This is a genomic window from Ramlibacter sp. PS4R-6 (assembly GCF_037572775.1).
In the GTDB taxonomy this organism is placed as follows: Bacteria; Pseudomonadota; Gammaproteobacteria; order Burkholderiales; family Burkholderiaceae_C; genus Ramlibacter.
Genome location: NZ_JBBHKA010000001.1, coordinates 1994680 through 2018144, shown reverse-complemented (window position 1 = coordinate 2018144; position 23465 = coordinate 1994680). Strand labels below are relative to the sequence as shown.

The following is a 23465-nucleotide window of genomic DNA, read 5'->3' as shown; positions in this document are numbered from 1 at the left end:
GCCATATTGGTCTAGTGGTAAGACCTGATCCGCCCTGGCGCGGTGGCCGCGACACTGCATCCGCTCATGGCCAGTGTCACCATCCATTCCGTCCGCAAGAGCTTCGGCGAGACGCCGATCCTCCATGGCGTCGACATCGAAATTCCCGACGGGTCCTTCACCGTGCTGGTCGGCCCTTCGGGGTGCGGCAAGTCGACGCTGCTGCGCATGATCGCGGGGCTCGAGCACATCACGGGCGGCGAGATCAAGATCGGCGGCAAGGTCGTCAACGACGTGCCGCCGAAAGCGCGCGACATCGCGATGGTGTTCCAGAACTACGCGCTGTACCCGCACATGACCGTGCGCGACAACATGGCGTTCTCGCTGCAGCTGGCCAAGATGGACAAGGCCGGCATCGAGGACCGCGTGAACCGCGCGGCCGAGATCCTGGGCCTGCAGGCGCTGCTCGACCGCTTCCCGCGCCAGCTCTCGGGCGGCCAGCGCCAGCGCGTGGCGATGGGCCGCGCGATCGTGCGCGACCCCGAGGTGTTCCTCTTCGATGAACCGCTGTCGAACCTGGACGCCAAGCTGCGCGTCGCGATGCGCAGCGAACTGAAGGAACTGCACCAGCGCCTGAAGACGACGAGCATCTACGTCACGCACGACCAGATCGAGGCCATGACCATGGGCGACCAGATCGTGGTGATGCGCGACGGCCGCATCGAGCAGACCGGCTCGCCCCTGCAGCTGTACGACCAGCCCGCCAACCAGTTCGTCGCGGGCTTCATCGGCTCGCCGGCGATGAACTTCCTGCCCGGCACCATCCGCCGCGCCAACGGCGTGGCGCAAGTGGAACTGAAGGACGGCACGAAATTCCAGGCCCCGCCCTCGAACGCGCAGGACGGCCAGCCCGTCGTCTTCGGCACGCGGCCCGAGCACCTGGCGCTGGCGCAGCAAGGCGGCATCCCCGCGCAGGTGGTGGTGATGGAGCCCACGGGCATGGACACCTTCATCGCCTGCCGCCACGAAGGCATCGACATCAGCGCCGTCTTCCGCGAGCGCTACGACTTCGCGCCCGGCAGCAACATCCACCTCGTGCCCGACTTGTCGCGCGCGCACCTCTTCGACGCCCAGACCGGTCAACGCATTCCCGCCTGAGCACTTTTCCCGCAACCAAGGAGACAAGCATGAGTGATTTCAACCGCCGCAAGTTCCTGGAGGGCTCCGCCAGCGTCGCCGCTGCGGCGTCGCTCGGCGCCGGCGCCGTGTTCGCGCCTGCCGTGCATGCGCAAACCATCAAGCTCACGCCGGAAAAGGGCGCCAAGCTGCGCGTGCTGCGCTGGAGCCGCTTCGTGCAGGGCGACATCGACCAGTACATGAAGAACGTCGCGGCCTTCACGGCCAAGACCGGCATCGAAGTGCGCGTGGACAACGAGGGCTGGGAAGACGTGCGCCCGAAGGCCGCGGTGGCCGCCAACACCGGCGCGGGCCCGGACATCATCCTGTCGACCAACGACGACGCCAACCTGTACCCCGAGAAGCTGCTCGACGTGACGGACCTTGCCGAGTACCTGGGCAAGAAGTACGGTGGCTGGTACCCCGCCGTGCAGTCCTACCTGCGCCCCGACGGCAAGAAGTGGCTGGGCCTGGGCCTGGGCGCCGCCGGCTCGATGATGGTGTACCGCACCAGCATGCTGAAGGCCGCGGGCTACGAGACCTTCCCGAAGAACACCGACGACTTCCTGAAGATGTGCCAGGCGCTGCACGCCAAGGGCACGCCCCCCGGCTTCGCGCTGGGCAACGCCACCGGTGACGGCCTGTGGTGCAACTGGCTGATGTGGTCGCACGGCGGCAAGCTGGTCGACCAGAACAACAAGGTCGTGATCGACAGCCCCGAGACGCAGAAGGCGCTGGAGTACGGCAAGCAGCTGTACGCCACGTTCATCCCCGGCACGCTGTCGTGGCTGGACCCGAACAACAACAAGGCTTTCCTGGACGGCCAGATCAGCGTGACCAACAACGGCATCTCGATCTACTACGCCGCGAAGAACGCGACCGACCCGAAGGTCAAGGAACTGCAGTCGGACATCAACCACGCCAGCTTCCCCGTGGGCCCCGTCGGCTCGCCCACCGAGTCGCACCTGTTCTTCAACCAGATGGTCATGAAGTACACGAAGTACCCGCAGGCCGCCAAGGAGTTCCTGCGCTTCATGATGGAGCAGGAGCAGTTCACGCCGTGGCTTACCGCCGCGGGCGGCTACATCGCCCCGCCGCTGGACTTCTACGCGAAGATCCCGGTGTGGACGGACGACCCGAAGAACACGCCGTACCGCGACGCCGTGAAGAACATGCGCCCCACCGGCTATGCCGGCAAGCTGGGCTACGCATCGGCCGGCGCCGGCGCCGACTTCATCGTGGTGAACATGGTGGCCGAGGCGATCAGCGGCAGCAAGACGCCCAAGGAAGCGATGGAGCGGGCCCAGAAGCGTGCCGAGCGTTACTACAAGGTCTGACGCCCTCACCCGCGGCGAGGTGAAAACCTCGCTGCTGGAGCGCTTCCAGAACAGCCGCAACGCGCTCGGGCTGGCATTCATGCTGCCCGCCGCGTTGCTGCTGCTCATCTTCCTGACGTATCCCCTTGGCCTGGGCGTGTGGCTCGGGTTCACCGACGCCAAGGTGGGCCGCGAAGGCCACTGGATCGGCCTGGAGAACTACGAGTTCCTCTGGGGCGACTCGGTCACGCGCCTGGCCCTGTTCAACACGCTGTTCTATACCTTCGTCGCGAGCGTGCTCAAGTTCGTCCTGGGCCTGTGGCTGGCGATGATCCTGAACCGCAACATCGCGATGAAGACGTTCTTCCGCGCGGTGATCCTGCTGCCGTACATCGTGCCGACCGCGCTGTCGGCCATCGCCTTCTGGTGGATCTACGACTCGCAGTTCTCCATCATCAGCTGGGTGCTGCTCAAGCTCGGCCTGATCGACCGCTACATCGACTTCCTGGGGGTGCCGTGGAACGCGCGCATCTCCACCATCGTCGCCAACGTGTGGCGCGGCGTGCCCTTCGTGGCCATCACGCTGCTGGCCGGCCTGCAGACGATCAGCCCGAGCTACTACGAAGCCAGCGCCATCGACGGCGCCACGCCCTGGCAGCAGTTCCGCTACGTGACGCTGCCGCTGCTGACGCCCATCATCGCGGTGGTGATGACCTTCTCGGTGCTCTTCACGTTCACCGACTTCCAGCTGATCTACGTGCTGACGCGCGGCGGCCCGCTGAACGCCACGCACCTGATGGCCACGCTGTCGTTCCAGCGCGCGATCTCCGGCGGCGCATTGGGCGAAGGCGCCGCGATCTCGATCGCGATGGTGCCTTTCCTGCTGGCCGCGATCATGTTCAGTTACTTCGGTTTGCAGCGCCGCGCCTGGCAACAGGGCGGCAAGGACTGATGGCCACACCCGCCCCGCCCCCCAGCCAGGACATCTCGCACATCGAGGGCATGAGCTACCTGGAATCGCCGCTGCGCAAGACGCTGGCGACCTACCTGCCGCTCATCGCGTTCGTCTTCGTGCTGCTGTTCCCGTTCTACTGGATGGGGATCACGGCGTTCAAGCCGAACAACGAGCTGCTCTCGCGCGACGGCAACCCCTTCTGGGTGGTGAACCCGACGCTGGCGCACTTCCACAAGCTGCTGTTCGAAACGAGCTACCCGCAGTGGATGTGGAACACGCTGCTGATCTCGGTGGTGTCTACCTTCTTCAGCCTGGCTGCGTCGGTGTTCGCGGCCTACGCCATCGAGCGCCTGCGCTTCAGCGGCGCCAAGCACGTGGGCCTGGCGATCTTCCTGGCGTACCTGGTCCCGCCGTCGATCCTGTTCATCCCGCTGGCCTCCGTGGTGTTCCAGCTGGGCATGTTCGACACGCGCCTGGCGCTGATCCTGACCTACCCCACCTTCCTGATCCCCTTCTGCACGTGGCTGCTGATGGGGTATTTCCGCAGCATCCCGCACGAGCTGGAAGAGTGCGCGCTGATCGACGGCGCGAGCCGCTGGCAGATCCTGACCAAGATCATCCTGCCGCTGGCCGTGCCGGGCCTGATCAGCGCGGGCATCTTCGCCTTCACCCTGAGCTGGAACGAGTTCATCTACGCGCTGACCTTCGTGAGCTCCAGCGAGATCAAGACCATCCCCGTAGGCGTGGTCACCGAGCTGGTGGAAGGCGACGTGTACCACTGGGGCAGCCTGATGGCGGGCGCCCTGCTCGGTTCCGTCCCCGTGGCCATCATCTACTCGTTCTTCGTCGAGTACTACGTGGCGGGCATGACGGGCTCGGTGAAGGAATAGCCGGGCTGGGCGTATAAACGGGGCCTCCGGTGGAGGTTCCCATGCCCGACGCAGTCTCTCCCCTGGCGGTGGCCACCGCCTTGCGCGAACTCTGGTCCCCGCGCGTCGTCGCCGAAGTCGACGACTCCTACGTGAAGGTCGCCAAGGTGAAGGGCACGCTCACCTGGCACAGCCACGACGAGGAGGACGAACTGTTCTTCATCCTGAAGGGCAAGCTGCGCATCGAGATGGAAGCCGGCGCCGTGGACCTGAAGGAAGGCGAAGCGTTCGTGGTGCCCAAGGGCGTGCGCCACAACCCGGTGGCCGAAGAGGAATGCCTGGTGATGCTGATCGAGCGCAAGACCACGCAGCACACGGGCAGCGAAGTGACCGACAAGACCCGCAGCATCGCGGACCAGCTGCGCCCCGTCTGAAAAATCAAAATCACGAGGAGAAACCCATGTTCGGCCTGACCCCGCTCGGCGTCGTGCACACCATCACAGGCATGACGGCCCTCGTCGCTGGCTTCTGGGCGCTGGCGCGCTACAAGGAGATCACGCTGCAGAACACGCTGGGCCGCGTGTACCTGGCCAGCACGTTCGTTGCCGCGGCGACGGCGCTGGGCATCTTCCAGCACGGCGGCTTCAACCCCGCGCATGGCCTGGCGATCTTCACGCTGCTGGCGATGGCGCTGGGGTATGTCGCCAACCTCACGGGCGTGCTGGGCCGGCGCTCACGCTACCTGCAGGCGATCTGCTATTCGGCCACCTTCGTCTTCCACCTGATCCCGGGCGTGACGGAGACGCTGACGCGCCTGCCGGTGGGTGCGCCGGTGTTCCCGAATGCGGAGGCGCCGGGACTGAAGCCGGTCTATGCCGCGCTGCTGGTCGCGTATGCAATCGGGTTGTTCTTCCAGATCCGCTGGTTGAAGGCCGAAGTGGACAAGCCAATGCTCGGCCAGGTGCCGGCGTAAGCGCGCAGGAGAGCCCATGGCCCGCCAGATCGTCTTCACCCCCAACGCCGCCAAGCCGCCGCCGACCTACAGCCAAGCCGTCAAGGCGGGCGGCTTGATCTTCGTGTCCGGCACCGCGCCGCACGACCCCGCCACCGGCGCCATCAAGGGCACGACGATCCAGGAGCAGACGCGCCAGTGCCTGGCGAACATCCAGGCCATCCTGGAGGCGGCGGGCAGCAGCATGGACAAGCTGGCCAGCGTGACCGTCGTGCTGGCGGACGAAGACGATTTCGCGGGCATGAACGAGGAGTGGCTGCGGTGGTTTCCGTCGAACCCGCCGGCGAGGCAGGGAGCGAAGTTGCCGGTGCGGGTGCCGGGGTTGAAGGTTTCGATCGCGGCGGTGGCGGAGGCTTGAGGCGGAACAGCGGACCGCATCTCGTTCATTCAGAGGGCGGATTGCGGGTTTTGTCGGCTGTTTAGGAGGCTCAATCCCGCGAAATGCAAATGCCTTCAACAACTTAAGCGAAGTGTTAGACGACTGCGGCCCAGGTTATGCCGCACTGGAGTCGGCTTCGCCGGCAATTTCGTGACTCGCGCTGTTCGGTGTTCGCGAAGAACGCTGATATAAATCCAGCACTTAGAAGAGAAAGCGGAGGCTTGGCTATGCGCGTGCGGGTTTGTTATTCGGCTGCTTTGCGGGCTATATCACGTTAGGCCTCGGGAAACTCCCGCTCGTCATCACCCAAGGACGCAGAACCAAATGACCAGACGCCCTCCATTTCAATTTTTCATGTGGCTCGCCTTCTCGGGTACGCTTCTTTGGGCATTCCTTGAGCACGGCCGAATGCTCGGCGGCATTCAATACTTCTCCCATATGGGTCGGGGTGGCGCAGCGGCAGCACAAGTAGTCCTCATTGTTGGCTCGCTCGCACTCTCAGGGTTGGTCTGGGTACGATCATCGATGGTCAAACCCGTAGGCATCACCGTCGCGCTTGTTGGTCTAGCGTTCGCACTAAGCTTTGTCTTGCCATTGCCCGGCATCGCCATACTCAATCCATACGTTTTTCCGCTTGGTACCGCAGGAATGGTTCTTCCCTTCGTTGTTGCAGTCGCAGCCTTCGCCACCTCGTCTATGACCTTTGATGCCGAGGCCTAACCCTTCCATCGAGGGGACGTCCACAAGCAAGCTTCGCTTGCTTGCGGCCGCCCCTCATGTCAAACGTTAGGCCGCAGTACGGATGCCGACTACTTTGCCCGAGCCCACCCCCGACACCGTACGTCTTCGCGATCCCCTCTCCGACGTTACTCGAAAGGAGAGGCGGTCCTTGTTGGGGGTGTCCATGCTAGGCATTTCCATCGCGCAAGGCGGGCTGCTTCCAACCCAGATCACAGCACTTGGAATATCGCTCAACGCGCAAGAACAGCGCATCATCCTTGTACTCCTCGGATTGGTATGCCTCTACTACCTGGCTGCATTCTTGGTTTACGCGCTGTCGGACTTCACTTCGTGGCAGGTCGCAATCCGCGATTCAATTGTCGCGGCGTGGCAAGCACCAGGAGGTGATGAAGTGGAGGACGACGATGCGGGGAACCGAGCGATGCACATGGAGTCCTTCTTCGAGAAGCATCATCCCTTCCTGCACGTGTCCGGCATCTTTGTGCGCCCCGTTTCGAAGGTTCGCGCGCTGTTCGAGTTTCTGGTTCCTCCGATTGTCGGAATCTATGCCGTCATCGTCCTATTCTCCACGCGCGCTGCGGCCTAACAGGTCGGTCGACGCGGACACGCAGCGGCATTGCGCCGCGAGCCGTGCGCGAGAGCATACGTCTCGCGACGCAATGCCGCTGCGTGCCGGTCAACTCCGACGTTAGAGCGCAATGCGAGACCGGTTGGTGCGCATGCATTCGGAAGCCATCGATCGGCTTGCGGACGCCGATATTCTGGCAAGTTCACTCTCGGCCAAATCTGACTCGCAAGCGATTATCAGAATTTTGTCGTTCGAAGTGCTCCTGAAGGCGGCCTGTCTCGCCTCCGGAGTTGAGCCACCACGTACGCACGACTACAACAAAATTTGGGGCGAGCTGCCGCAGCTAGCGCAAGATGAAGTTCTCACGTTCGCACGCGACCGAATACCTGGTCATACGGACTTCACAGAACGGTATTTTGCGCGACTACAAGTTTGTGTTCGAACGCGCGAGGTACTACTACGAACTTTACGAGGACGTCTCTCTCGAGCACCAGAGGAAAGCAGGTGAAGAATGGATTGCGCGCGGTGCACCGGAGCAGGAGGCTGCGGTTCGGTACCATCCACTTGAACTCCAGTGTCTGACCGAGGGACTAATTGCCTATGTTGACCGTGCGCTCTAACCAGGCAGTCGAGACGGACACCCACGGGCGTCCGCGCACTGCGTGCGCTCCGTTCCGTGGGGGCTGCTCACTTCTACGTTAGACCGCAGTGAATCCGTCCCCTGTCTACGTATGTCCGAACTGCGGCGGCGCGTTGAGCGCCCAAGCAACGTTGTGCTCGCACTGCGGCGCCTCGTTCTCTAGTTCAGACGGTTGGAAGCCGGTACCAAGTTCAGATGTTCAAGCGAACGGTTCTGGTTCGAGCAATTTTTGGAGTCGCAGGGTTCCGGTGATCGCCTTTCTCTGGTTCCTCGGCGCGCTAATTGGCGGCGCAGTCATAGCCTCAGGTCTAGGTGCAGGTGAACTCAGTGGCTGGTTTATGCTGACAGTCGCAGCACCCCTCGCAGTTGTGGGCCTTGTTGTCCACGTACTAGTGCTAGTTCTCAGGAGACGCAAGACAGATGCGGTCTAACAAGGCAGTCGACACGGACGCTCAGGGGCGTCCGCGCCTGCGGCGCTCCGAAGTCCTTGGTTGCCGGTCACTTCTACGTTATGCCGCACAACAACACCGTTGAGATTCAACGATGGAGTTGGTGGCGCGTGATGGCCGCCTACTTGGTCTTCGGTCCGTTGATTGGCGGGGTCCTATTCAGCGTTGCCGTGGCGCTTACCGATGTCCGTCGGCCAGAAGCAACGTTCGGTGCTATGGTCGCTGGCGCGTACTTCTTCTTCATCTTTGTAGGGTTGCTGGTGGCCTATGCCGGGGGTGTAGCTGCCGCCCTTGTAAGCGGCGTTGTCCATGTATTCACCGCACGCGCAGGGTTGCATGGGTGGAAGGCCACGGTCTGCCTCGCCGCGAGCGCCGCGCTAGCCCAGTTCTTGTTCCTGGTGGCACTCAGTACCTCTCGCGGCTTTGTCGATGGGGTAGTGCTCTTTGTGTCAATGGCCGCTGTGGCCGGCGCAGTGCTAAATATCCTCATTCAGTGGCGGGAGAAACTGCGGCATAACAGGTCGCTCGACACGGGCGCCCAAGGACATCCTCTACGCTCCTATTCCTCGGTCGCCGGTCAACTCCGACGTTAGGCATCACAATCGCCATCTCTGCTCTTCACAGGAGAACATCATGTTTGACAAGGCTCAAGTTGATTTGGCCAAGACTCTGTGGGAGCAATCCCGCACGGCGGCGCTACAAGCGCATCAGGCCTGGGACCTGGTCATGAAGTCGCAGAAGTCGCTCATGGACTCGATGCGAAGTGCCGGGGTTCCGTTCGCCATGGCAGCGGACCAATACGACAAACTCATGGAGTTCCACTCCAAGCAGTACAAGGCCGCGCTGGAGTTCATGGACAAGATGTCAGAGGACTACCGCAAGCTTCTCGACCAGCAGAAGAAGAAGTGACGCCTAGCGGGTTGTTCGACACGGACGCCCAAGTGCGTCCGCGCATGCGATCGACGTTTCTCTCTGCCTGCATCCAAAGAACCATCGCGGCGCTCTTGCTGCCCATCTTGCTGCTGGCCGGCTGCGATCAGGACGCGATGTTCGAAAAGCTGGTGCCGGCCGAGGAGGCAGCTGCCGCGAAGGACGTGGTCGCCAAGCTCGCTGCACGGGACTTCGCCTCGATCGAGCCGCGCCTCGGGCCCAACCTTCGCAACGCCGACGCCCGCGCAAAGCTGGAGCAGATGGCGGGCCTCATTCCGGCCGAGAAACCGAAGTCCGTGCGGACCGTGGGCGCCAACACCATGCGGGCCAATTCGGTCACCACCTACAACCTCACGTTCGAATACGAGTATCAAGGGGGTTGGCTCCTGGTGGCCACCTTGCTGGAGCGCAGGGACGGCAAGTTGACGCTCGAGGGCCTCCATCTCGTGCCGAACCGGCAATCACTCGCGGTGGCCAATGCGTTCACGTTCGAAGGCAAGGGGCCTCTTCACTACGTCGTTTTCGCTTTGGCCATCGCGATTCCCCTGTTCGTGATCTACGCCCTCGTCGCCTGCGCCAGGGCGAAGATTCCGAGGCGCAAATGGCTATGGCTGCTGTTCGTTGCCATCGGATTCGTCCAGTTCACCTTCAACTGGACGACGGGCGCGTGGGATGTCCACCCCGTAGCGTTCGCACTGCTCGGTGCCGCATTCGCCAAGGCGGGGCCCGTCGCGCCGTGGATATTCACGCTGGCGTTTCCCTTGGGCGCGGTCCTGTTCTTCCTCATTCGCCCTGGCTTCCAGGGTGAGCAGCCGGCACCTGCCAAGGCAGCCGGGACGGAAGGCGAATCCCTCCGCTAGGATTTCGCGATGCCCATCACCATCACCGCCTTCGACCGCTCCCCCGACGGAGGCAAGGGCCTGGCGCGTGACACGCGCGTGCGTTGGGCGCTCGAGGAGGTGGGCCAGCCGTACCAGGTGCGCCTGGTCTCGTTCCAGGCGATGAAGGAACCCGCGCACCTGGCGATTCATCCTTTCGGGCAGATCCCCACCTTCGAGGAAGGCGATCTTGCGCTGTTCGAAACCGGCGCCATCGTCTTCCACCTCGCGCAGCGCCACGCGGGCTTGCTACCGACGGACGCCAACGCACGGGCGCGCGCGATCACGTGGATGTTCGCCGCGCTCAACACGGTGGAGCCGCCGATCCTCGAATTCGCCAACGCCAAGCTGCTGGAGCGCGACAAGCCTTGGGCCGCGCAGCGCCTGCCCCTCGTCCAGGACCGCATGCGCAGCCGCCTGCGCCAGCTGGCGGACCGCCTGGGCAATGCCGACTGGCTCGATGGCGCGTTCAGCGCGGGGGACCTCTTGATGGTGTCGGTGCTGCTGCGGGTCAAGCCGTCGGGCGTGCTGGAAGAGTTTCCAAACTTGGCCGCGTATGTCGCGCGCGGCGAGGCGCGGCCGGCCTACCAGCGCGCTTTCGCCGCGCAGCTGGCCGTCAACACCCGCCCGCCGGCTGAGTAGCCATGCCCCAACCCAACGCCGGCGGCTGGAAGACCTGCTCCCGCGGCCACAAGTACCGCGGGCCCGACCCCTGCCCCATTTGCTATCCAGGGTCACGCCGGCGCACTTCTGCAGGCGCCCAGCTTCTCGGCTATGGTTTCGCCAGCCTCCCAGGAGCCGCCCATGATCATCTCCGTCACCACGTTCACCCTGCCCAAGGCCATCACGCTGGACGAAGCCAAGGCCATCTTCAAGACCACGGCGCCGAAGTACCGCGACGTGCCGGGCCTGGCCAAGAAGCACTACGTGCTGTCTGAAGACGGCCGCACGGCAGGCGGCATCTATCTCTGGAATTCGCGCAAGGACGCCGAGGCGCTCTACACGCCGGCGTGGCGCGACTTCGTGAAGCAGAAGTACGGCACCGAGCCGAGCATCACCTACTTCGACAGCCCGCTCGTCGTCGACAACATCGCCGGCAAGATCGTCATCGACGAATAGGACCGGCCGCGCCCGGCGCCTGACATGCTCCCGCGCCTTGCCGCGGACGCCACGCTCGTCCTGCACCTGGCCTTCATCGCCTTCGCGCTGCTGGGCGCCCTGCTCGCGCTGCGCTGGCGCTGGGTGCCGTGGCTGCAGCTGCCGGCCGCGGCGTGGGGCGTGTACATCGAGCTGTCGGGCGGCATCTGCCCGCTGACGCACGTGGAGAACGCCTTCCGGCAGTCGGCCGGCCAGGCCGGCTACCGCGAAAGCTTTGTCGAGCGCTACCTCTTGCCTATGATCTACCCATCGGGCCTCACGAGCGACGTCCAGGTCGTCCTCGCTGCGGTCGTCCTCGGGGTCAATGCCGCGATCTATGGCTTCCTTCTCTGGCGCCGCACGCAACACCAGCCGTAGGGCCGTGTTGGCTGCGCTTGCCGCGGGCGTTGCGGGCAAGGCGCTGGCCCAGTCGCCGCAGCGCCGTTTCTACGAAGCCGCGGACGCGATGAAGCGATTGGCCGAATCGCGCGGCGACCAGTCCTACGGCGCGGTGCTGGTGCTCGATGGCGCCATCGTCGGTGAAGGCCCCAGCCGTGTGGTCACCAACAACGACATCAGCGCGCATGCCGAGCGCGAAGCCATTCGCGACGCGCGCCGCAGGCTGGGCCGCCAGCAGCTGGCCGGCGCGGTCCTCTATTCCACGTCGCGCCCCTGCCCGCTGTGCGAAGCCGCGGCGGCCGAAGCCGGCGTGAGCCGCATGTACTTCGGGCCGTCGCTCATCGACGCGGGCCCGCCCCGCATAGGAGGCTGACCGCATGCCCACGCTCGACGAACAGATCGCCCAGCACCTCGCCGAGGCCTTGAAGTCGGGCGAGCTCAAGGCCGCGCCCAGCTTCGGCAAGCCGCTCGCCGAGCGCGAAGGCTGGGACGAAACGCCCGAGGAGTTGCGGCAGGCCTTCAAGATCCTCAAGGACGCCGGCTTCGCCCCACCGGAGATCGCGCTCTTCCACGAACGGGCGCAGCTGCGCGCGCAAGTCGATGGCGCTGCGACGCCATCCGAACGCCAGGCGTTGCAGCGCATGCTGAGCGAGCTGGAGCAGAAGATCGCGCTGCGCCTGGAGAGCCTGCGCGCCAGGCGCAGCTTGTAGCCATGGCCGGCTACTCGGGCACGCCGCTGGCGAAGAAACTCGGGATCAAGGAGAGCAGCCGCGTCGCGCTGCTGCACGCGCCATCGGGCTACGCGCGCCTGCTGGAGCCCTTGCCCGAGGGCGTGACGATCACGGACGAAGCCGACGCGCAGGCCGACATCGTGCAGGTGTTCGCCATGCAGCGCTCGATGCTCGCGAAGTACCTGCCGGCGCTGCGCAAGGCCCTCGCGCCCGATGCGGCCGTGTGGGTGTCGTGGCCCAAGAAGGCATCGAAGGTGCCGACGGACATCACCGAGGACACGGTGCGCGAAGTCGCGTTGCCGCTCGGTTTCGTGGACATCAAGGTCTGCGCGGTGGACGACACCTGGTCGGGCCTGAAGCTGGTCGTGCGTAAGGAATTGCGGGCCCCCGCGACTGTGCCTTCATGAAACGCCTGCTGCTCGTCGCTTCGCACCTGGCCGCATTGGCCATCGGTTTCGCGCTGGGCGTGTATGCGCTGCCCATCCTCATCGCGCCGCCCGAGCCTTCGGCCGCGGAAGCGCAAGCGCACGTCGCGGCCGGCCCTTCGTTCCAGGGGCGCTTTCGGCGCGACCTGAAGGACAGCGACCTGTTGCACTGGGGCGAAGGCACGGTGACGGTCGGCGCGCGCAGCATCGGCCTGGCCGGCGAAGTCGCGCCCGGCCCCGACTACAAGCTGTACCTCTCGCCGGCCTTCGTCGAGACGGAAGCCGATTTCAAGCGCCTCAAGCCGCAGATGGTGCGCGTGGGCGACGTGAAGACCTTCAAGAACTTCATCGTGCCGGTGCCCACGGGCATCGACGTCAACCGCTACACCACGGTGGTGATCTGGTGCGAGACCTTCAGCCAGTTCATCACCGCCGCGCAATACCGCTGAATGCTTGACGGGCGAGCGCCCGGATGGGATAACCGCGCGCGGAGGGCTCAACCCATGGACAAGAGATTCTTCATTGCCTGGCTGGTGGTGTTCATCGCCTGGTTCCTTGGCAGCTTCGTCGTGCACGGCGTGCTGCTGCACGGCGACTATGCCCGGCTGCCCAATTTGTTCCGGCCCGAGGCCGACGCGCAGAAGTACTTCCCGCTGATGCTGCTGGCGCACGTGTTCCTCGCGGGCGCGCTCACGTGGATCTACTCGCGCGGCGCGGAGGCCAAGCCGTGGGTGGCGCAAGGCGTGCGCTTCGGCATCGCGGTGGCTTTCCTCACGACGATTCCCACCTACACGATCTATTACGTGGTGCAGCCGATGCCGGCCGACACGGTCGTCAAGCAGATCATCTTCGACAGCGCGGTGATGGTGTTCGTGAGCCTCGTGGCGGCGTTCATGTACCGCACGAAACCGGCCGCCGCATGAAAGTCCGCGTCGCCGCCTTCGGGCTCACGCTGGACGGCTACGGCGCCGGCCCCAACCAGTCGCTGGAGAACCCGCTGGGCGTGCGCGGGCCCGAGATGATGGAGTGGTTCTTCCCCACGCGCACATGGCGTGCGATGCAGGGGCAGGAAGGCGGCGAGACGGGTGTGGACGACCGCATGGCCGCCGCGAGCTTCGAGAACGTCGGGGCGTGGATCCTCGGGCGCAACATGTTCGGCCCGGTGCGTGGGCCGTGGCCCGACGAGAGCTGGAAAGGCTGGTGGGGCGAGGAGCCGCCCTACCACGTGCCCGCCTTCGTGCTCACGCACCACGCGCGCCGGCCGCTGGTGATGAAGGGCGGCACCACGTTCCACTTCGTCAGCGGCAGCGTCGCGGAGGTGCTGGCGCGCGCCAAGTCGGCAGCGGCCGGCAAGGACGTGCGCATCGGCGGCGGCACGTCGACGGTGCGCCAGTTCCTCGAAGCGCGCCTCGTCGACGAGATGCACCTGGCGGTGCGCCCCGTGCTGTTCGGCAAGGGCGAGAACCTCTTCGCCGGGCTCGACCTCGATGCGCTCGGCTATGCGGTCGCCGAGACGGTGCCGGGCGAGCGCGCCACGCACATGATCGTGCGAAGGAAGTAGCCGCCCGAGCGCGGCTAGATGTCGCGGTTCTTCTGCACGTTGCCGAAGATGTCGCGCTCCTCTTCGGGCAGCGGGCCGGGGCGCGTGTAGCGGCTTTCGGAATCGCGCTCGTAGACGGTCTGCGACGGGTGCAGGCTGTCCAGCTGGCTGTTCATGGAGTCTTCCCAGGCGCTCCACGCCTCCTGCGAATTGCCTTCGTCGACGACGACCGGCATCAGGGGCATGGGTTCGGTGCGGGCGTTGAAGTCCTTGCGCGCGTGCCGCCTGGCACGCCGGGCGGCGCGGGCGCGTGCCTCTTCTTCGGCTTCGGCCGTGCCTTTGGCTCGAAAAAATGCCTTGAACCAATCCAGCATCTACTGCAACTGCTCCGCGGGGACTTCCGGACAACGGGGATTGTCAGGGAGGCCCCGGGGGCAGCGCAATCTTGCAGCGCAGCGAACGGCGCGGCGTTACAGCTTCTGCGACTGCATGAACCGGTCGAAGCTCATTTCCGTGAAACGGAACCACAGGTTGGCGTCGGCGCGAAACTTCGCCATGTCGGCGTAGATTTTCGCGAAGGCCGGGTTCTTCTGAGACGTTTCGTCGTAGATGCCCTGCGAGATCTTGAAGGCCTCGTTCATCATGTCGTTCGGGAAAGCCCGCAGCTTGGCGCCGCCCGCCACCAGTTGCTTGAGCGCCACGGGATTGCGCGCGTCGTACTTGGCCTGGATGTCGATGTGCGCCATGGCGGCCGCCGCTTCCAGGATCGCCTTGTTCTCGGCGGAGAGCGCGTCGAACGCCTTCTGGTTGATGAAGAACTCCAGCTGCGCCGAGCCTTCCCAGAAACCGGGGTAGTAGTAGTACGGCGCCACCTTCACCAAGCCCAGCTTCTGGTCGTCGTAGGGGCCCACCCACTCGGCGGCGTCGATCGTGCCCTTCTCCAGCGCCGGGTAGATGTCGCCGCCGGGGAGGTTCTGCGGCACCACGCCCATGCGCTCGAAGATCTTGCCGGCGAAACCCGCGATGCGGAACTTCAGGCCCTTCATGTCCTTCAGGCCCTTGATCTCTTTGCGGAACCAGCCGCCCATCTGCGCGCCGGTGTTGCCGCCGGGGAAGTTGATCATGTTGTAGCCGGCGTAGAACTCGCGCATCAGCTTCAGGCCGTTGCCCTCGAACATCCACGCCGTCATCTGGCGGCTGTTCAGCGCGAAAGGCACCGCGGTGCCCAGCGCGAAGGCTTCGTTCTTGCCGAAGAAGTAGTACGGCGCGGTCTGCGCGCATTCGATCGAGCCCTGCTGCACGCCGTCGACGACGCCGAAGGCGGGCATCAGCTCGCCGGCGGCGTGCGTGGAGATCTCGAACCTGCCGCCCGAGAGCTTCTTCACGTTCTCGGCGAAGACGACGGCGCCGCCGAACAGCGTGTCGAGCGACTTCGGGAAGCTGGAGGCCAGGCGCCAGCGGATGGCGGCCTGGGCATGCACGGCCGGCGCAACGCCGGCCGCGAGGACACCGGCGATGCCGGCGTGCTTGATGAGGGATCTGCGGTCCATGGGGTCCTGCTCTCTTTGGGGTTTACAGTTTCTGCGACTGCATGAAGCGGTCGAAGGTGGCTTCGGTGAAGCGGAACCACAGGTTCTGGTCGGCGCGGAACTTCGAGAACTCGGCGTAGACCTTCTTCCAATTCTCGTTCTTCGCGTTGAGTTCCTCGTACACGATGTTGGACTGCTTGTACGCCTCGGCCATCACGTCGGCCGGGAAGGGTCGCAGCTTCGCGCCGTTGGCCACCAGCTGCTTCAGCGCGGTGGGGTTCTTCACGTCGTACTTGGCCTGCGTCTCCACGTGCGCGAAGGCCGTGGCCGCCTCGACGATGGCCTTGTTCTCGGCCGACAGCGCGTCGTACGCCTTCTGGTTGACGTACAGGTCCAGCTGCAGGCCGCCTTCCCACCAGCCCGGGTAGTAGTAGAACGGCGCCACCTTGTTCAGGCCGAGCTTCTGGTCGTCGTAGGGGCCGATCCACTCGGCCGCGTCGATGGTGCCCTTCTCCAGCGCGGGGTAGATGTCGCCGCCGGGGATGTTCTGGGGCACGCCGCCCATGCGCTCGAGGATGCGGCCGGCGAAGCCGCCGATGCGCATCTTCATGCCCTTGATGTCCTTCACGGACTTGATTTCCTTGCGGTACCAGCCGCCCATCTGCGCGCCGGTGTTGCCGCACGCGAAGTTAACGATGTTGTACTTGGCGTAGAACTCGCGCATCAGCTTCAGGCCGTTGCCCTCGAACGTCCACGCGCTCATCTGGCGGCTGTTCAGGCCGAAAGGGATCGCGCCGCCGATGGCGAAGGTCTCGTCCTTGCCGAAGAAGTAATACGGCGCGGTGTGAGCGGCTTCCAGCGAGCCCTGCTGCACGGCGTCGACCACGCCGAACGCGGGCGCGAGTTCGCCGGCGGCATGCACGGAGATGTCGAACCGGCCCGACGACAGCTGCTTGACCTTCTGCGCGAACACTTCGGCGGCGCCGTAGATGGTGTCGAGCGACTTCGGGAAGCTGGAGGCGAGGCGCCAGCGCACGGCGGCTTGCGCGTGCACGGCCGGCGCGACACCGGCGGCCAGCACGCCGGCAATGCCCGCGTGCTTGATGAGGGAACGGCGATCCATGGGTATCTCCTTCGTCGTAATGGTTGTGAAAGCGCGGGCATGATCGGATGGCCGATCACACGATCGCTTTCAGCGCACTGACGAAGGGCCCTGTTGCGTCAGCAAAAAGAAAGGCCGCCCGGAGGCGGCCTTTTCTCGTAGCGCGAGAGGTTTACAGCTTCTGGCTTTGCATGAAGCGGTCGAAGCCCATCTCGGTGAAGCGGAACCAGAGGTTCTGGTCGGCGCGGAACTTGTTGAAGTCGGCGTAGATCTTCTTCCAGTTCTCGTTGGTGCTGTTGAGCTCTTCGTACAGGCCCATCGCGGCCTTGAAGGACTCGGACATCATGTCGGCCGGGAAGGGACGCAGCTTCGTGCCGGCGCCCACCAGCTGCTTCAGCGCCACGGGGTTCACCGCGTCGTAGCGAGCCTGCATGAAGATGTGCGCATGCGAGGCGGCGGCCTCGACGATGGCCTTGTTCTCGGGCGAGAGGCCGTCGTACGCCTTCTGGTTCACGAAGACGTCCAGCTGCGGGCCGCCTTCCCACCAGCCGGGGTAGTAGTAGAACGGCGCGACCTTGTTGAAGCCGAGCTTCTGGTCGTCGTACGGGCCCACCCACTCGGCCGCGTCGATCGTGCCCTTTTCCAGCGCCGGGTAGATTTCGCCGCCCGGGATGCTCTGGGGCACGCCGCCGATGCGCTCGAACACCTTGCCGCCGAAGCCGCCGATGCGGAACTTCAGGCCCTTCACGTCCTTGACCGACTTGATCTCCTTGCGGAACCAGCCGCCCATCTGCGCGCCCGTGTTGCCGGCCGGGAAGTTGACGATGCTGTACTTGGCGTAGAACTCGCGCATCAGCTTCAGGCCGTTGCCCTCGTACATCCACGCGGTCATCTGGCGGCTGTTCAGGCCGAAGGGGATGGCGCAGCCCAGCGCGAAGCACGGGTCCTTGCCGAAGAAGTAATAGGGCGCCGTGTGCGCGCACTCGACGGAGCCCTGCTGCACGCCGTCGACCACGCCGAAGGGAGGCATCAGTTCACCGGCGGCGTGCACCGAGATCTCGAACTTGCCGCCCGACATCTTCTTGACGGAGTCCGCGAAGACTTCCGCGGCCTTGAAGATCGTGTCCAGCGACTTCGGGAAACTGGAGGCCAGGCGCCAGCGAATGGCGGCCTGCGCGTGCACGGCAGGTGCCACGCCGGCGGCCAGGATGCCCGCGATGCCTGCGTTCTTGATGAGTGATCGACGATCCATGAAGGCGCTCCTGTAGGGAAGTGATGCGGACTTGAACTGCCTGCGGCGCAAGCAACCTGCCAGCATTCTAGGAACGCGCCCACTTAGGTTCTCAGGGGTTTTCCCTTGCGAAACTTTCGCGTGAGTCGCCTCGTCAGCAAATTTTCAGGAAACGAAAGGCTGCGGCTTAGCCGACAACTTTCAATGTTGGTGCACGTCCCGCGAGGTCGCCATAGCGTTCGCGGATGGATGCTTCGATGCCGGCGGCATCGAGTCCTTGCAGCGCTAGCAGGCGCGCCGGGTCGCCGTGCGGGATGAATTCGTCGCGCAGGCCCAGTTGCAGCACGGGCTTGAGCACGCCCGCCGCATGCAGCGCTTCGATGACCGCGCTGCCCGCGCCGCCCATCACGGCGCCCTCTTCCACCGTCACCAGCGCTTCGTGGCGCGCGGCGACGTCCAGCAGCAACGCGGTGTCCACCGGCTTGGCCCAGCGCATGTCCACCACCGTCGCGCCGATGCGCTCCGCCGCGGCCAGCGCCGGATGCAGCAAGGTGCCGAACGCGAGGATCGCGATGCGCTGGCCTTCGCGGCGGACGTTGCCCTTGCCGTACGGCAGCGGCTCGAGCGTGGGCTCCACCGCCACGCCCGGCCCTGCGCCGCGCGGGTAACGCACGGCCACGGGATGGTCCCGGCCGAACGCGGTGGTGAGCAGCTTGCGGCACTCGTTCTCGTCGGACGGGCACGCGACGGCCATGTTGGGGATCGCGCGCAGGTAAGGGATGTCGTAGGCGCCGTTGTGCGTGGGGCCGTCGGCGCCGACGATGCCCGCGCGGTCCAGCGCGAACACCACCGGCAGGTTCTGCAGCGCCACGTCGTGGATCAACTGGTCGTAGGCGCGCTGCAGGAAGGTGGAATAGATCGCCACCACCGGCTTCACGCCCTCGCACGCCATGCCCGCGGCGAACGTCACCGCGTGCTGTTCGGCGATGCCGACGTCGTAGTAGCGCTGCGGGAAGCGCTTTTCGAACTCCACCATGCCCGAGCCTTCGCGCATCGCCGGCGTGATGCCGACCAGGCGCGAATCCTTCGCCGCCATGTCGCACAGCCACTGGCCGAAGACCTGCGTGAACGTGAGCTTGCCGCTGGCGCTGGGCGTGAGGCCCACCTTGGGGTCGAACTTGCCGGGGCCGTGGTAGGCCACCGGGTCGGCCTCGGCCAGCTTGTAGCCCTGGCCCTTCTTCGTCACCACGTGCAGGAACTGTGGGCCCTTCAGGTGCTTGATGTTCTCGAGCGTGGGCACCAGCGAGTCGAGGTCGTGGCCGTCGATCGGACCGATGTAGTTGAAGCCGAACTTCTCGAACAGCGTGGCGGGCACCACCATGCCCTTGGCGTGTTCCTCGAAGCGCTTGGCCAGCTCGAACAGCGGCGGCGCGGCCTTGAGCACCGTCTTGGCGACGTTCTTGCCCGCGGCGTAGAACTGGCCCGACATCAATTGCGCAAGGTAGCGGTTGAGCGCGCCCACCGGCGGGCTGATCGACATGTCGTTGTCGTTCAGGATCACGAGCAGGTCGGCGTCGGCCACGCCGGCGTTGTTCAGCGCCTCGAAAGCCATGCCGGCGGTCATCGCGCCGTCGCCGATCACGGCGATGGCCTTGCGGTTCTCGCCCTTGCGCTGGGCCGCCAGCGCCATGCCGAGCGCCGCGGAGATGCTGGTGGACGAATGCGCGGTGCCGAACGCGTCGTACTCGCTCTCGGCGCGCGCCGGGAAGCCCGCGAGCCCGCCCAGCTGGCGCAGCGTGGGCATGCGCTCGCGCCGGCCCGTGAGGATCTTGTGCGGGTAGGTCTGGTGGCCCACGTCCCACACGATGCGGTCGTAGGGCGTGTTGAAGACGTAGTGCAGCGCGATGGACAGTTCCACCGTGCCGAGGTTGGAGCTGAGGTGCCCGCCGGTCTTCGACACGCTGTCCAGGAGGAACTCGCGCAGCTCGTCGGCCAGCGGCTTGAGTTGCGTGCGCGGCAGCTTGCGCAGCTCGGCGGGGTCGTGGATGGTTTCGAGCAGGGACATCGCGTTCAAGGGCTCAATTGTCGCGGGCGACGACCATGGTGGCGAGGGCTTCGAGCGCGCGGGTGTCGGCAAGACGACTCGCGGCCAGCGCCGCGCGCGCTTCCTCGAGCAGCTCGCGTGCATAGGCGCGCGAGCGCTCCAGCCCCAGCACGGACACATAGGTCGGCTTGTTCTGGTCGGCGTCCTTGCCCGCCGTCTTGCCGAGCGTGGCGGAATCGGCCGTGACGTCGAGGATGTCGTCCACCACCTGGAAGGCCAGGCCGATGGCGGCGCCGTAGGCCTGCAGCGCGCGCAGCGCCTCGGGCGGCGGGCTGCCGCAAGCGGCGCCCATCATCACGCTGCCTTCGAGCAGCGCGCCGGTCTTGCGGCGGTGCATCTCGCGCAGCTGGTGTTCGTCGAGGGCGAGGCCGACGCTCGCAAGGTCGATGGCCTGCCCGCCCGCCATGCCGAAGTGGCCGGCGGCGCGTGCGAGCAGGCGGCACAGCGCGGCCTGCACGCGATCGGGCACGCCGGCTTCGGGCACCAGCAATTCGAACGCGAGGGCCTGCAACGCATCGCCGGCGAGCAGCGCCTGCGCCTGGCCGAACTTCACGTGCACCGTGGGCTTGCCCCGGCGCAGCACGTCGTCGTCCATGCAAGGCATGTCGTCGTGCACCAGCGAGTAGGCGTGGATCAGTTCGACGGCGCAGCCCGCGCGCAAGGCGGCTTCGTCATGGCCGCCGACCGCTTCGCTCGCCGCCAGCACGAGCAGGGGCCGCAGGCGCTTGCCGCCATCGAGCACCGCGTAACGCATCGCTTCGCCCAGGCCGGCGGGCGCATCGGCCACGACCCAGTCGGACAGCGCCCGCTCGATGCGCGCGAGCCGCTCGCCGCTCCACGCGCCCAGGTCGAAGGGGGCCGGCACTCGCGCGTTCACTCCTGCGTCCACGGCTTGAGCACCCCGGCGTCGAGCACCTTCACCTGGTTCTCGACGGCCTGCAGCTGGTCACGGCAGTACTGCAGGAGCTGTGCGCCACGCTGGTAGCCGGTCAGGAGTTGTTCCAGCGGCAATTGCCCCGACTCGATGCGGCCCACGAGCTGGTCGAGTTCGGCCAGGGCCGCTTCGTAGCTGGCGGGGGGCTGTTGGGGAGTGGAGGACATGCGGTTGCCGGGGGAAAACGCCCGATTTTAGGCTTCGAGTTGCAACACGGCTCTGGAATTCCGCCGATGGGGCGCCAAGTGGACCCCGGGGGTACAATCGCCTTCCCTTTTTCCGGGCTCGTGGAGACCCGGTTTCCCCCCGTTCATCACCCAGTTCGCGCCCGTCTCCTCGGAACGCCAGCGCAAGCCCTGCCCCTTCATAGGGGGAGTCTCTAGGTCAGGTTCATGTCTGATTTAAGTCTTCAGCTACAGCAGGCCGCAAGCCAACTTTCGGTTTCCAGCTATTTCGACGAGGCGCTCTTCAAGCGCGAGATGGAGGTCCTCTTCCAGGGGGGGCCCCGCTACGTCGGCCATGCCCTGGCCGTCCCCGAACACGGGGACTACTACGCACTGCCCCAGGAAGGCGAAGGGCGCGCGTTGCTGCGCACGCCCAACGGCGTGGAGCTCATCTCCAACGTGTGCCGCCACCGGCAGGCCGTCATGCTCAAGGGGCGCGGCTCGGTCGCGTCCAACCGCGTGGGCGGAGGCAACATCGTGTGCCCCTTGCACCGCTGGACCTACAGCGCGGGCGCCGGCGCCCCCGCGGGCCGGCTGCTGGGCGCCCCGCATTTCGCGCAGGACCCGTGCTTGAACCTCAACAACTACCCGCTGCAGGAATGGAACGGGATGCTGTTCGAGAAGAACGGCGTCGACGTGGCGGGGCAGCTCGCGAACATGGGCCCGCGGGCCGAGCTGGACTTCACCGGCATGGTGCTGGACCACGTGGAGCTGCACTACTGCAACTACAACTGGAAGACCTTCATCGAGGTCTACCTTGAGGACTACCACGTGGGCCCGTTCCATCCGGGCCTGGGCAACTTCGTCGCGTGCGACGACCTGCGCTGGGAGTTCAAGGAAAACTACTCGGTGCAGACGGTCGGCGTGGCCAACCGCCTGGGCAAGCCGGGCAGCGACGTCTACAAGCGCTGGCACAAGGCGCTGATGAACTACCGCAACGGCGAGCCGCCGAAGTACGGCGCCATCTGGCTCACCTACTACCCGCACATCATGGTGGAGTGGTACCCGCACGTGCTCACCGTCTCCACGCTCCACCCCCTGGGGCCGGGCAAGACGCTGAACATGGTGGAGTTCTACTACCCCGAGGAGATCGCGGCGTTCGAGCGCGAGTTCGTCGAGTCCCAGCGCGCGGCGTACATGGAGACCTGCGTGGAGGACGACGAGATCGCCGAGCGCATGGACGCCGGCCGCAAGGCGCTGATGCTGCGCGGCGACGACGAGATGGGCCCTTACCAGAGCCCCATGGAAGACGGCATGCAGCACTTCCATGAGTGGTACCGCAAGAAGATGGCGTAGCCCAGGGCGTGCAAGCGCTCTGGATGATCGCCGGGTCGTTCCTCTTCTCCACCATGGCGGTGTGCGTGAAGTACGCATCCGCATGGTTCACCGCTTCGGAGCTGGTGTTCTGGCGCGGCCTGATCGGCATGGCCTTCATCTGGGCCATCGCGCGCAACCAGGGCATCCCGCTCGCCACCCACTACCCCCTGATGCACGGCTGGCGCAGCCTGATCGGCGTGGTCTCGCTGGGCGCGTGGTTCTATTCGATCGCGGCCCTGCCCATCGCCACGGCGATGACGCTCAACTACATGAGCAGCGTGTGGGTCGCGGCCTTCCTCGTCGGCGGTGCGCTGATCGCGTGGAACCCGCGCAGCGGCGAGCCCTGGCCCGCGCGCCAGGGCATGCTGGCGGTGGCGGTGATCGCGGGCTTCGCGGGCGTCGTGATGATGCTGCGCCCTTCCATCGAGCAGAACCAGGTGTTCGGCGCGATCATGGGATTGCTGTCGGGCATCACGGCCGCCTTCGCGTACATGCAGGTGATGGCGCTGGGCAAGGTGGGCGAGCCCGACACGCGCACGGTCTTCTACTTCGGGGCCGGCTCGGCGGTGGGCGGTGGCATCGGCATGCTGGCCGGCGACTTCTCGCCGTGGGAATGGGATCACGCGTGGTGGCTGCTGCCGATCGGCGTGCTGGCCGCGCTGGGCCAGCTGTGCATCACGCGCGCCTACAGCCGCGGCGCGACGCTGGTGGTGGCCTGCCTGCAGTACTTCGGCATCGTCTTCGGCGCGATCTACAGCATTGCGCTGTTCGGCGACCGCATCCCGCCGATCGGCTGGGCCGGCATGGCGCTGATCGTGGCCAGCGGCGTCGGCGCGACCATCCTGCGGGCCCGCGCCGCACCGGATGCGCCTGCGGAAGAACACTGACCGGCCGATAATT

General features: G+C 65.6%; 30 protein-coding genes. 22 read left to right on the top strand and 8 right to left on the bottom strand.

What is annotated here, in order from left to right:
* Positions 1–66 precede the first annotated feature (66 nt).
* The 9 genes from WG903_RS09955 to WG903_RS09915 all read left to right on the top strand — a co-directional run bounded on the left by WG903_RS09955 (position 67) and on the right by WG903_RS09915 (position 7013).
* Positions 67–1137, top strand: a complete 1071-nt coding sequence (locus WG903_RS09955; protein ID WP_340074806.1) for an ABC transporter ATP-binding protein — start codon at positions 67–69, stop codon at positions 1135–1137.
* 29 nt (positions 1138–1166) lie between these two features.
* Positions 1167–2492, top strand: a complete 1326-nt coding sequence (locus tag WG903_RS09950) for an ABC transporter substrate-binding protein (protein ID WP_340074804.1) — start codon at positions 1167–1169, stop codon at positions 2490–2492.
* A 31-nt stretch (positions 2493–2523) separates the two neighbouring features.
* Positions 2524–3423, top strand: a complete 900-nt coding sequence (locus tag WG903_RS09945) for a carbohydrate ABC transporter permease (protein ID WP_340078222.1) — start codon at positions 2524–2526, stop codon at positions 3421–3423.
* A 50-nt stretch (positions 3424–3473) separates the two neighbouring features.
* Complete coding sequence (locus WG903_RS09940; RefSeq protein ID WP_445263627.1) at positions 3474–4316, top strand: carbohydrate ABC transporter permease; 843 nt, start codon at positions 3474–3476, stop codon at positions 4314–4316.
* 41 nt (positions 4317–4357) lie between these two features.
* Positions 4358–4729 (top strand): cupin domain-containing protein, encoded by a 372-nt coding sequence (locus WG903_RS09935; protein WP_340074800.1) that lies wholly within the window; start codon positions 4358–4360, stop codon positions 4727–4729.
* 26 nt (positions 4730–4755) lie between these two features.
* Positions 4756–5268, top strand: a complete 513-nt coding sequence (locus WG903_RS09930) for a hypothetical protein (protein WP_340074798.1) — start codon at positions 4756–4758, stop codon at positions 5266–5268.
* Between the two features lie 16 nt (positions 5269–5284).
* Positions 5285–5665 carry a RidA family protein gene (locus WG903_RS09925; RefSeq protein WP_340074796.1) on the top strand — a complete coding sequence of 127 codons (381 nt, stop codon included), beginning with the start codon at positions 5285–5287 and terminating at the stop codon, positions 5663–5665.
* Between the two features lie 375 nt (positions 5666–6040).
* Positions 6041–6406 carry a hypothetical protein gene (locus WG903_RS09920; protein ID WP_340074794.1) on the top strand — a complete coding sequence of 122 codons (366 nt, stop codon included), beginning with the start codon at positions 6041–6043 and terminating at the stop codon, positions 6404–6406.
* A gap of 169 nt (positions 6407–6575) precedes the next feature.
* A complete protein-coding gene (locus WG903_RS09915) occupies positions 6576–7013 on the top strand; it encodes a hypothetical protein (RefSeq protein WP_340074792.1) in 438 nt (145 codons plus the stop codon).
* Between the two features lie 1226 nt (positions 7014–8239).
* Here WG903_RS09915 and WG903_RS09910 read toward each other — a convergent pair.
* Positions 8240–8395: a hypothetical protein gene (locus tag WG903_RS09910; protein WP_340074790.1), complete on the bottom strand. Its 156-nt coding sequence runs from the start codon at positions 8393–8395 to the stop codon at positions 8240–8242.
* A 322-nt stretch (positions 8396–8717) separates the two neighbouring features.
* On the opposite strand from WG903_RS09910, the gene WG903_RS09905 reads away from it, so the two are divergent.
* The 11 genes from WG903_RS09905 (at position 8718) to WG903_RS09855 (ending at position 14145) form a co-directional block, all read left to right on the top strand.
* Positions 8718–8993 carry a hypothetical protein gene (locus tag WG903_RS09905; protein ID WP_340074788.1) on the top strand — a complete coding sequence of 92 codons (276 nt, stop codon included), beginning with the start codon at positions 8718–8720 and terminating at the stop codon, positions 8991–8993.
* An 11-nt stretch (positions 8994–9004) separates the two neighbouring features.
* Positions 9005–9874, top strand: a complete 870-nt coding sequence (locus WG903_RS09900; RefSeq protein ID WP_340074786.1) for a hypothetical protein — start codon at positions 9005–9007, stop codon at positions 9872–9874.
* Positions 9875–9883: 9 nt separating this feature from the next.
* Positions 9884–10534, top strand: coding sequence for a glutathione S-transferase family protein (locus tag WG903_RS09895; protein WP_340074784.1), 651 nt, complete (start codon positions 9884–9886; stop codon positions 10532–10534).
* Positions 10535–10696: 162 nt separating this feature from the next.
* Entirely contained in the window at positions 10697–11011 is a 315-nt protein-coding gene (locus WG903_RS09890) for a YdhR family protein (protein ID WP_340074782.1), read from the top strand.
* Positions 11012–11035: 24 nt separating this feature from the next.
* Positions 11036–11407, top strand: coding sequence for a DUF2784 domain-containing protein (locus WG903_RS09885; protein WP_340074780.1), 372 nt, complete (start codon positions 11036–11038; stop codon positions 11405–11407).
* Positions 11408–11414: 7 nt separating this feature from the next.
* Positions 11415–11801 carry a nucleoside deaminase gene (locus WG903_RS09880; protein WP_340074778.1) on the top strand — a complete coding sequence of 129 codons (387 nt, stop codon included), beginning with the start codon at positions 11415–11417 and terminating at the stop codon, positions 11799–11801.
* Positions 11802–11805: 4 nt separating this feature from the next.
* On the top strand, positions 11806–12138 hold the full coding sequence (locus WG903_RS09875; protein ID WP_340074776.1) for a DnaJ family domain-containing protein: 333 nt from the start codon (positions 11806–11808) through the stop codon (positions 12136–12138).
* Between the two features lie 2 nt (positions 12139–12140).
* Positions 12141–12566 (top strand): DUF3052 domain-containing protein, encoded by a 426-nt coding sequence (locus WG903_RS09870; protein ID WP_340074774.1) that lies wholly within the window; start codon positions 12141–12143, stop codon positions 12564–12566.
* Positions 12563–13033: a DM13 domain-containing protein gene (locus WG903_RS09865; RefSeq protein ID WP_340074773.1), complete on the top strand. Its 471-nt coding sequence runs from the start codon at positions 12563–12565 to the stop codon at positions 13031–13033. The genes WG903_RS09870 and WG903_RS09865 overlap by 4 nt, the downstream gene beginning before the upstream one ends.
* A 54-nt stretch (positions 13034–13087) precedes the next feature.
* Positions 13088–13507 (top strand): hypothetical protein, encoded by a 420-nt coding sequence (locus tag WG903_RS09860; protein WP_340074772.1) that lies wholly within the window; start codon positions 13088–13090, stop codon positions 13505–13507.
* A complete protein-coding gene (locus WG903_RS09855) occupies positions 13504–14145 on the top strand; it encodes a dihydrofolate reductase family protein (RefSeq protein WP_340074770.1) in 642 nt (213 codons plus the stop codon). Before WG903_RS09860 ends, WG903_RS09855 begins: the two co-directional genes overlap by 4 nt.
* A gap of 14 nt (positions 14146–14159) precedes the next feature.
* Here the strand turns inward: WG903_RS09855 and WG903_RS09850 are convergent, their stop codons facing one another.
* The 7 genes from WG903_RS09850 to WG903_RS09820 form a co-directional block, all read right to left on the bottom strand.
* Complete coding sequence (locus WG903_RS09850) at positions 14160–14498, bottom strand: hypothetical protein (protein WP_340074768.1); 339 nt, start codon at positions 14496–14498, stop codon at positions 14160–14162.
* 96 nt (positions 14499–14594) lie between these two features.
* On the bottom strand, positions 14595–15674 hold the full coding sequence (locus tag WG903_RS09845) for a TRAP transporter substrate-binding protein (RefSeq protein WP_340074766.1): 1080 nt from the start codon (positions 15672–15674) through the stop codon (positions 14595–14597).
* A gap of 22 nt (positions 15675–15696) precedes the next feature.
* Positions 15697–16776, bottom strand: coding sequence for a TRAP transporter substrate-binding protein (locus WG903_RS09840; protein WP_340074764.1), 1080 nt, complete (start codon positions 16774–16776; stop codon positions 15697–15699).
* Between the two features lie 151 nt (positions 16777–16927).
* Positions 16928–18007: a TRAP transporter substrate-binding protein gene (locus tag WG903_RS09835; protein WP_340074762.1), complete on the bottom strand. Its 1080-nt coding sequence runs from the start codon at positions 18005–18007 to the stop codon at positions 16928–16930.
* 166 nt (positions 18008–18173) lie between these two features.
* Positions 18174–20051: a 1-deoxy-D-xylulose-5-phosphate synthase gene (gene dxs, locus WG903_RS09830; RefSeq protein ID WP_340078221.1), complete on the bottom strand. Its 1878-nt coding sequence runs from the start codon at positions 20049–20051 to the stop codon at positions 18174–18176.
* Positions 20052–20064: 13 nt separating this feature from the next.
* Positions 20065–20955 (bottom strand): polyprenyl synthetase family protein, encoded by an 891-nt coding sequence (locus tag WG903_RS09825; RefSeq protein ID WP_340074760.1) that lies wholly within the window; start codon positions 20953–20955, stop codon positions 20065–20067.
* A gap of 8 nt (positions 20956–20963) precedes the next feature.
* Positions 20964–21191, bottom strand: coding sequence for an exodeoxyribonuclease VII small subunit (locus tag WG903_RS09820; protein WP_340074758.1), 228 nt, complete (start codon positions 21189–21191; stop codon positions 20964–20966).
* Positions 21192–21416: 225 nt separating this feature from the next.
* On the opposite strand from WG903_RS09820, the gene WG903_RS09815 reads away from it, so the two are divergent.
* Positions 21417–22544 carry an aromatic ring-hydroxylating oxygenase subunit alpha gene (locus tag WG903_RS09815; RefSeq protein WP_340074756.1) on the top strand — a complete coding sequence of 376 codons (1128 nt, stop codon included), beginning with the start codon at positions 21417–21419 and terminating at the stop codon, positions 22542–22544.
* A gap of 8 nt (positions 22545–22552) precedes the next feature.
* A complete protein-coding gene (locus tag WG903_RS09810) occupies positions 22553–23452 on the top strand; it encodes a DMT family transporter (RefSeq protein WP_340074754.1) in 900 nt (299 codons plus the stop codon).
* The last annotated feature ends 13 nt before the right edge of the window (positions 23453–23465 follow it).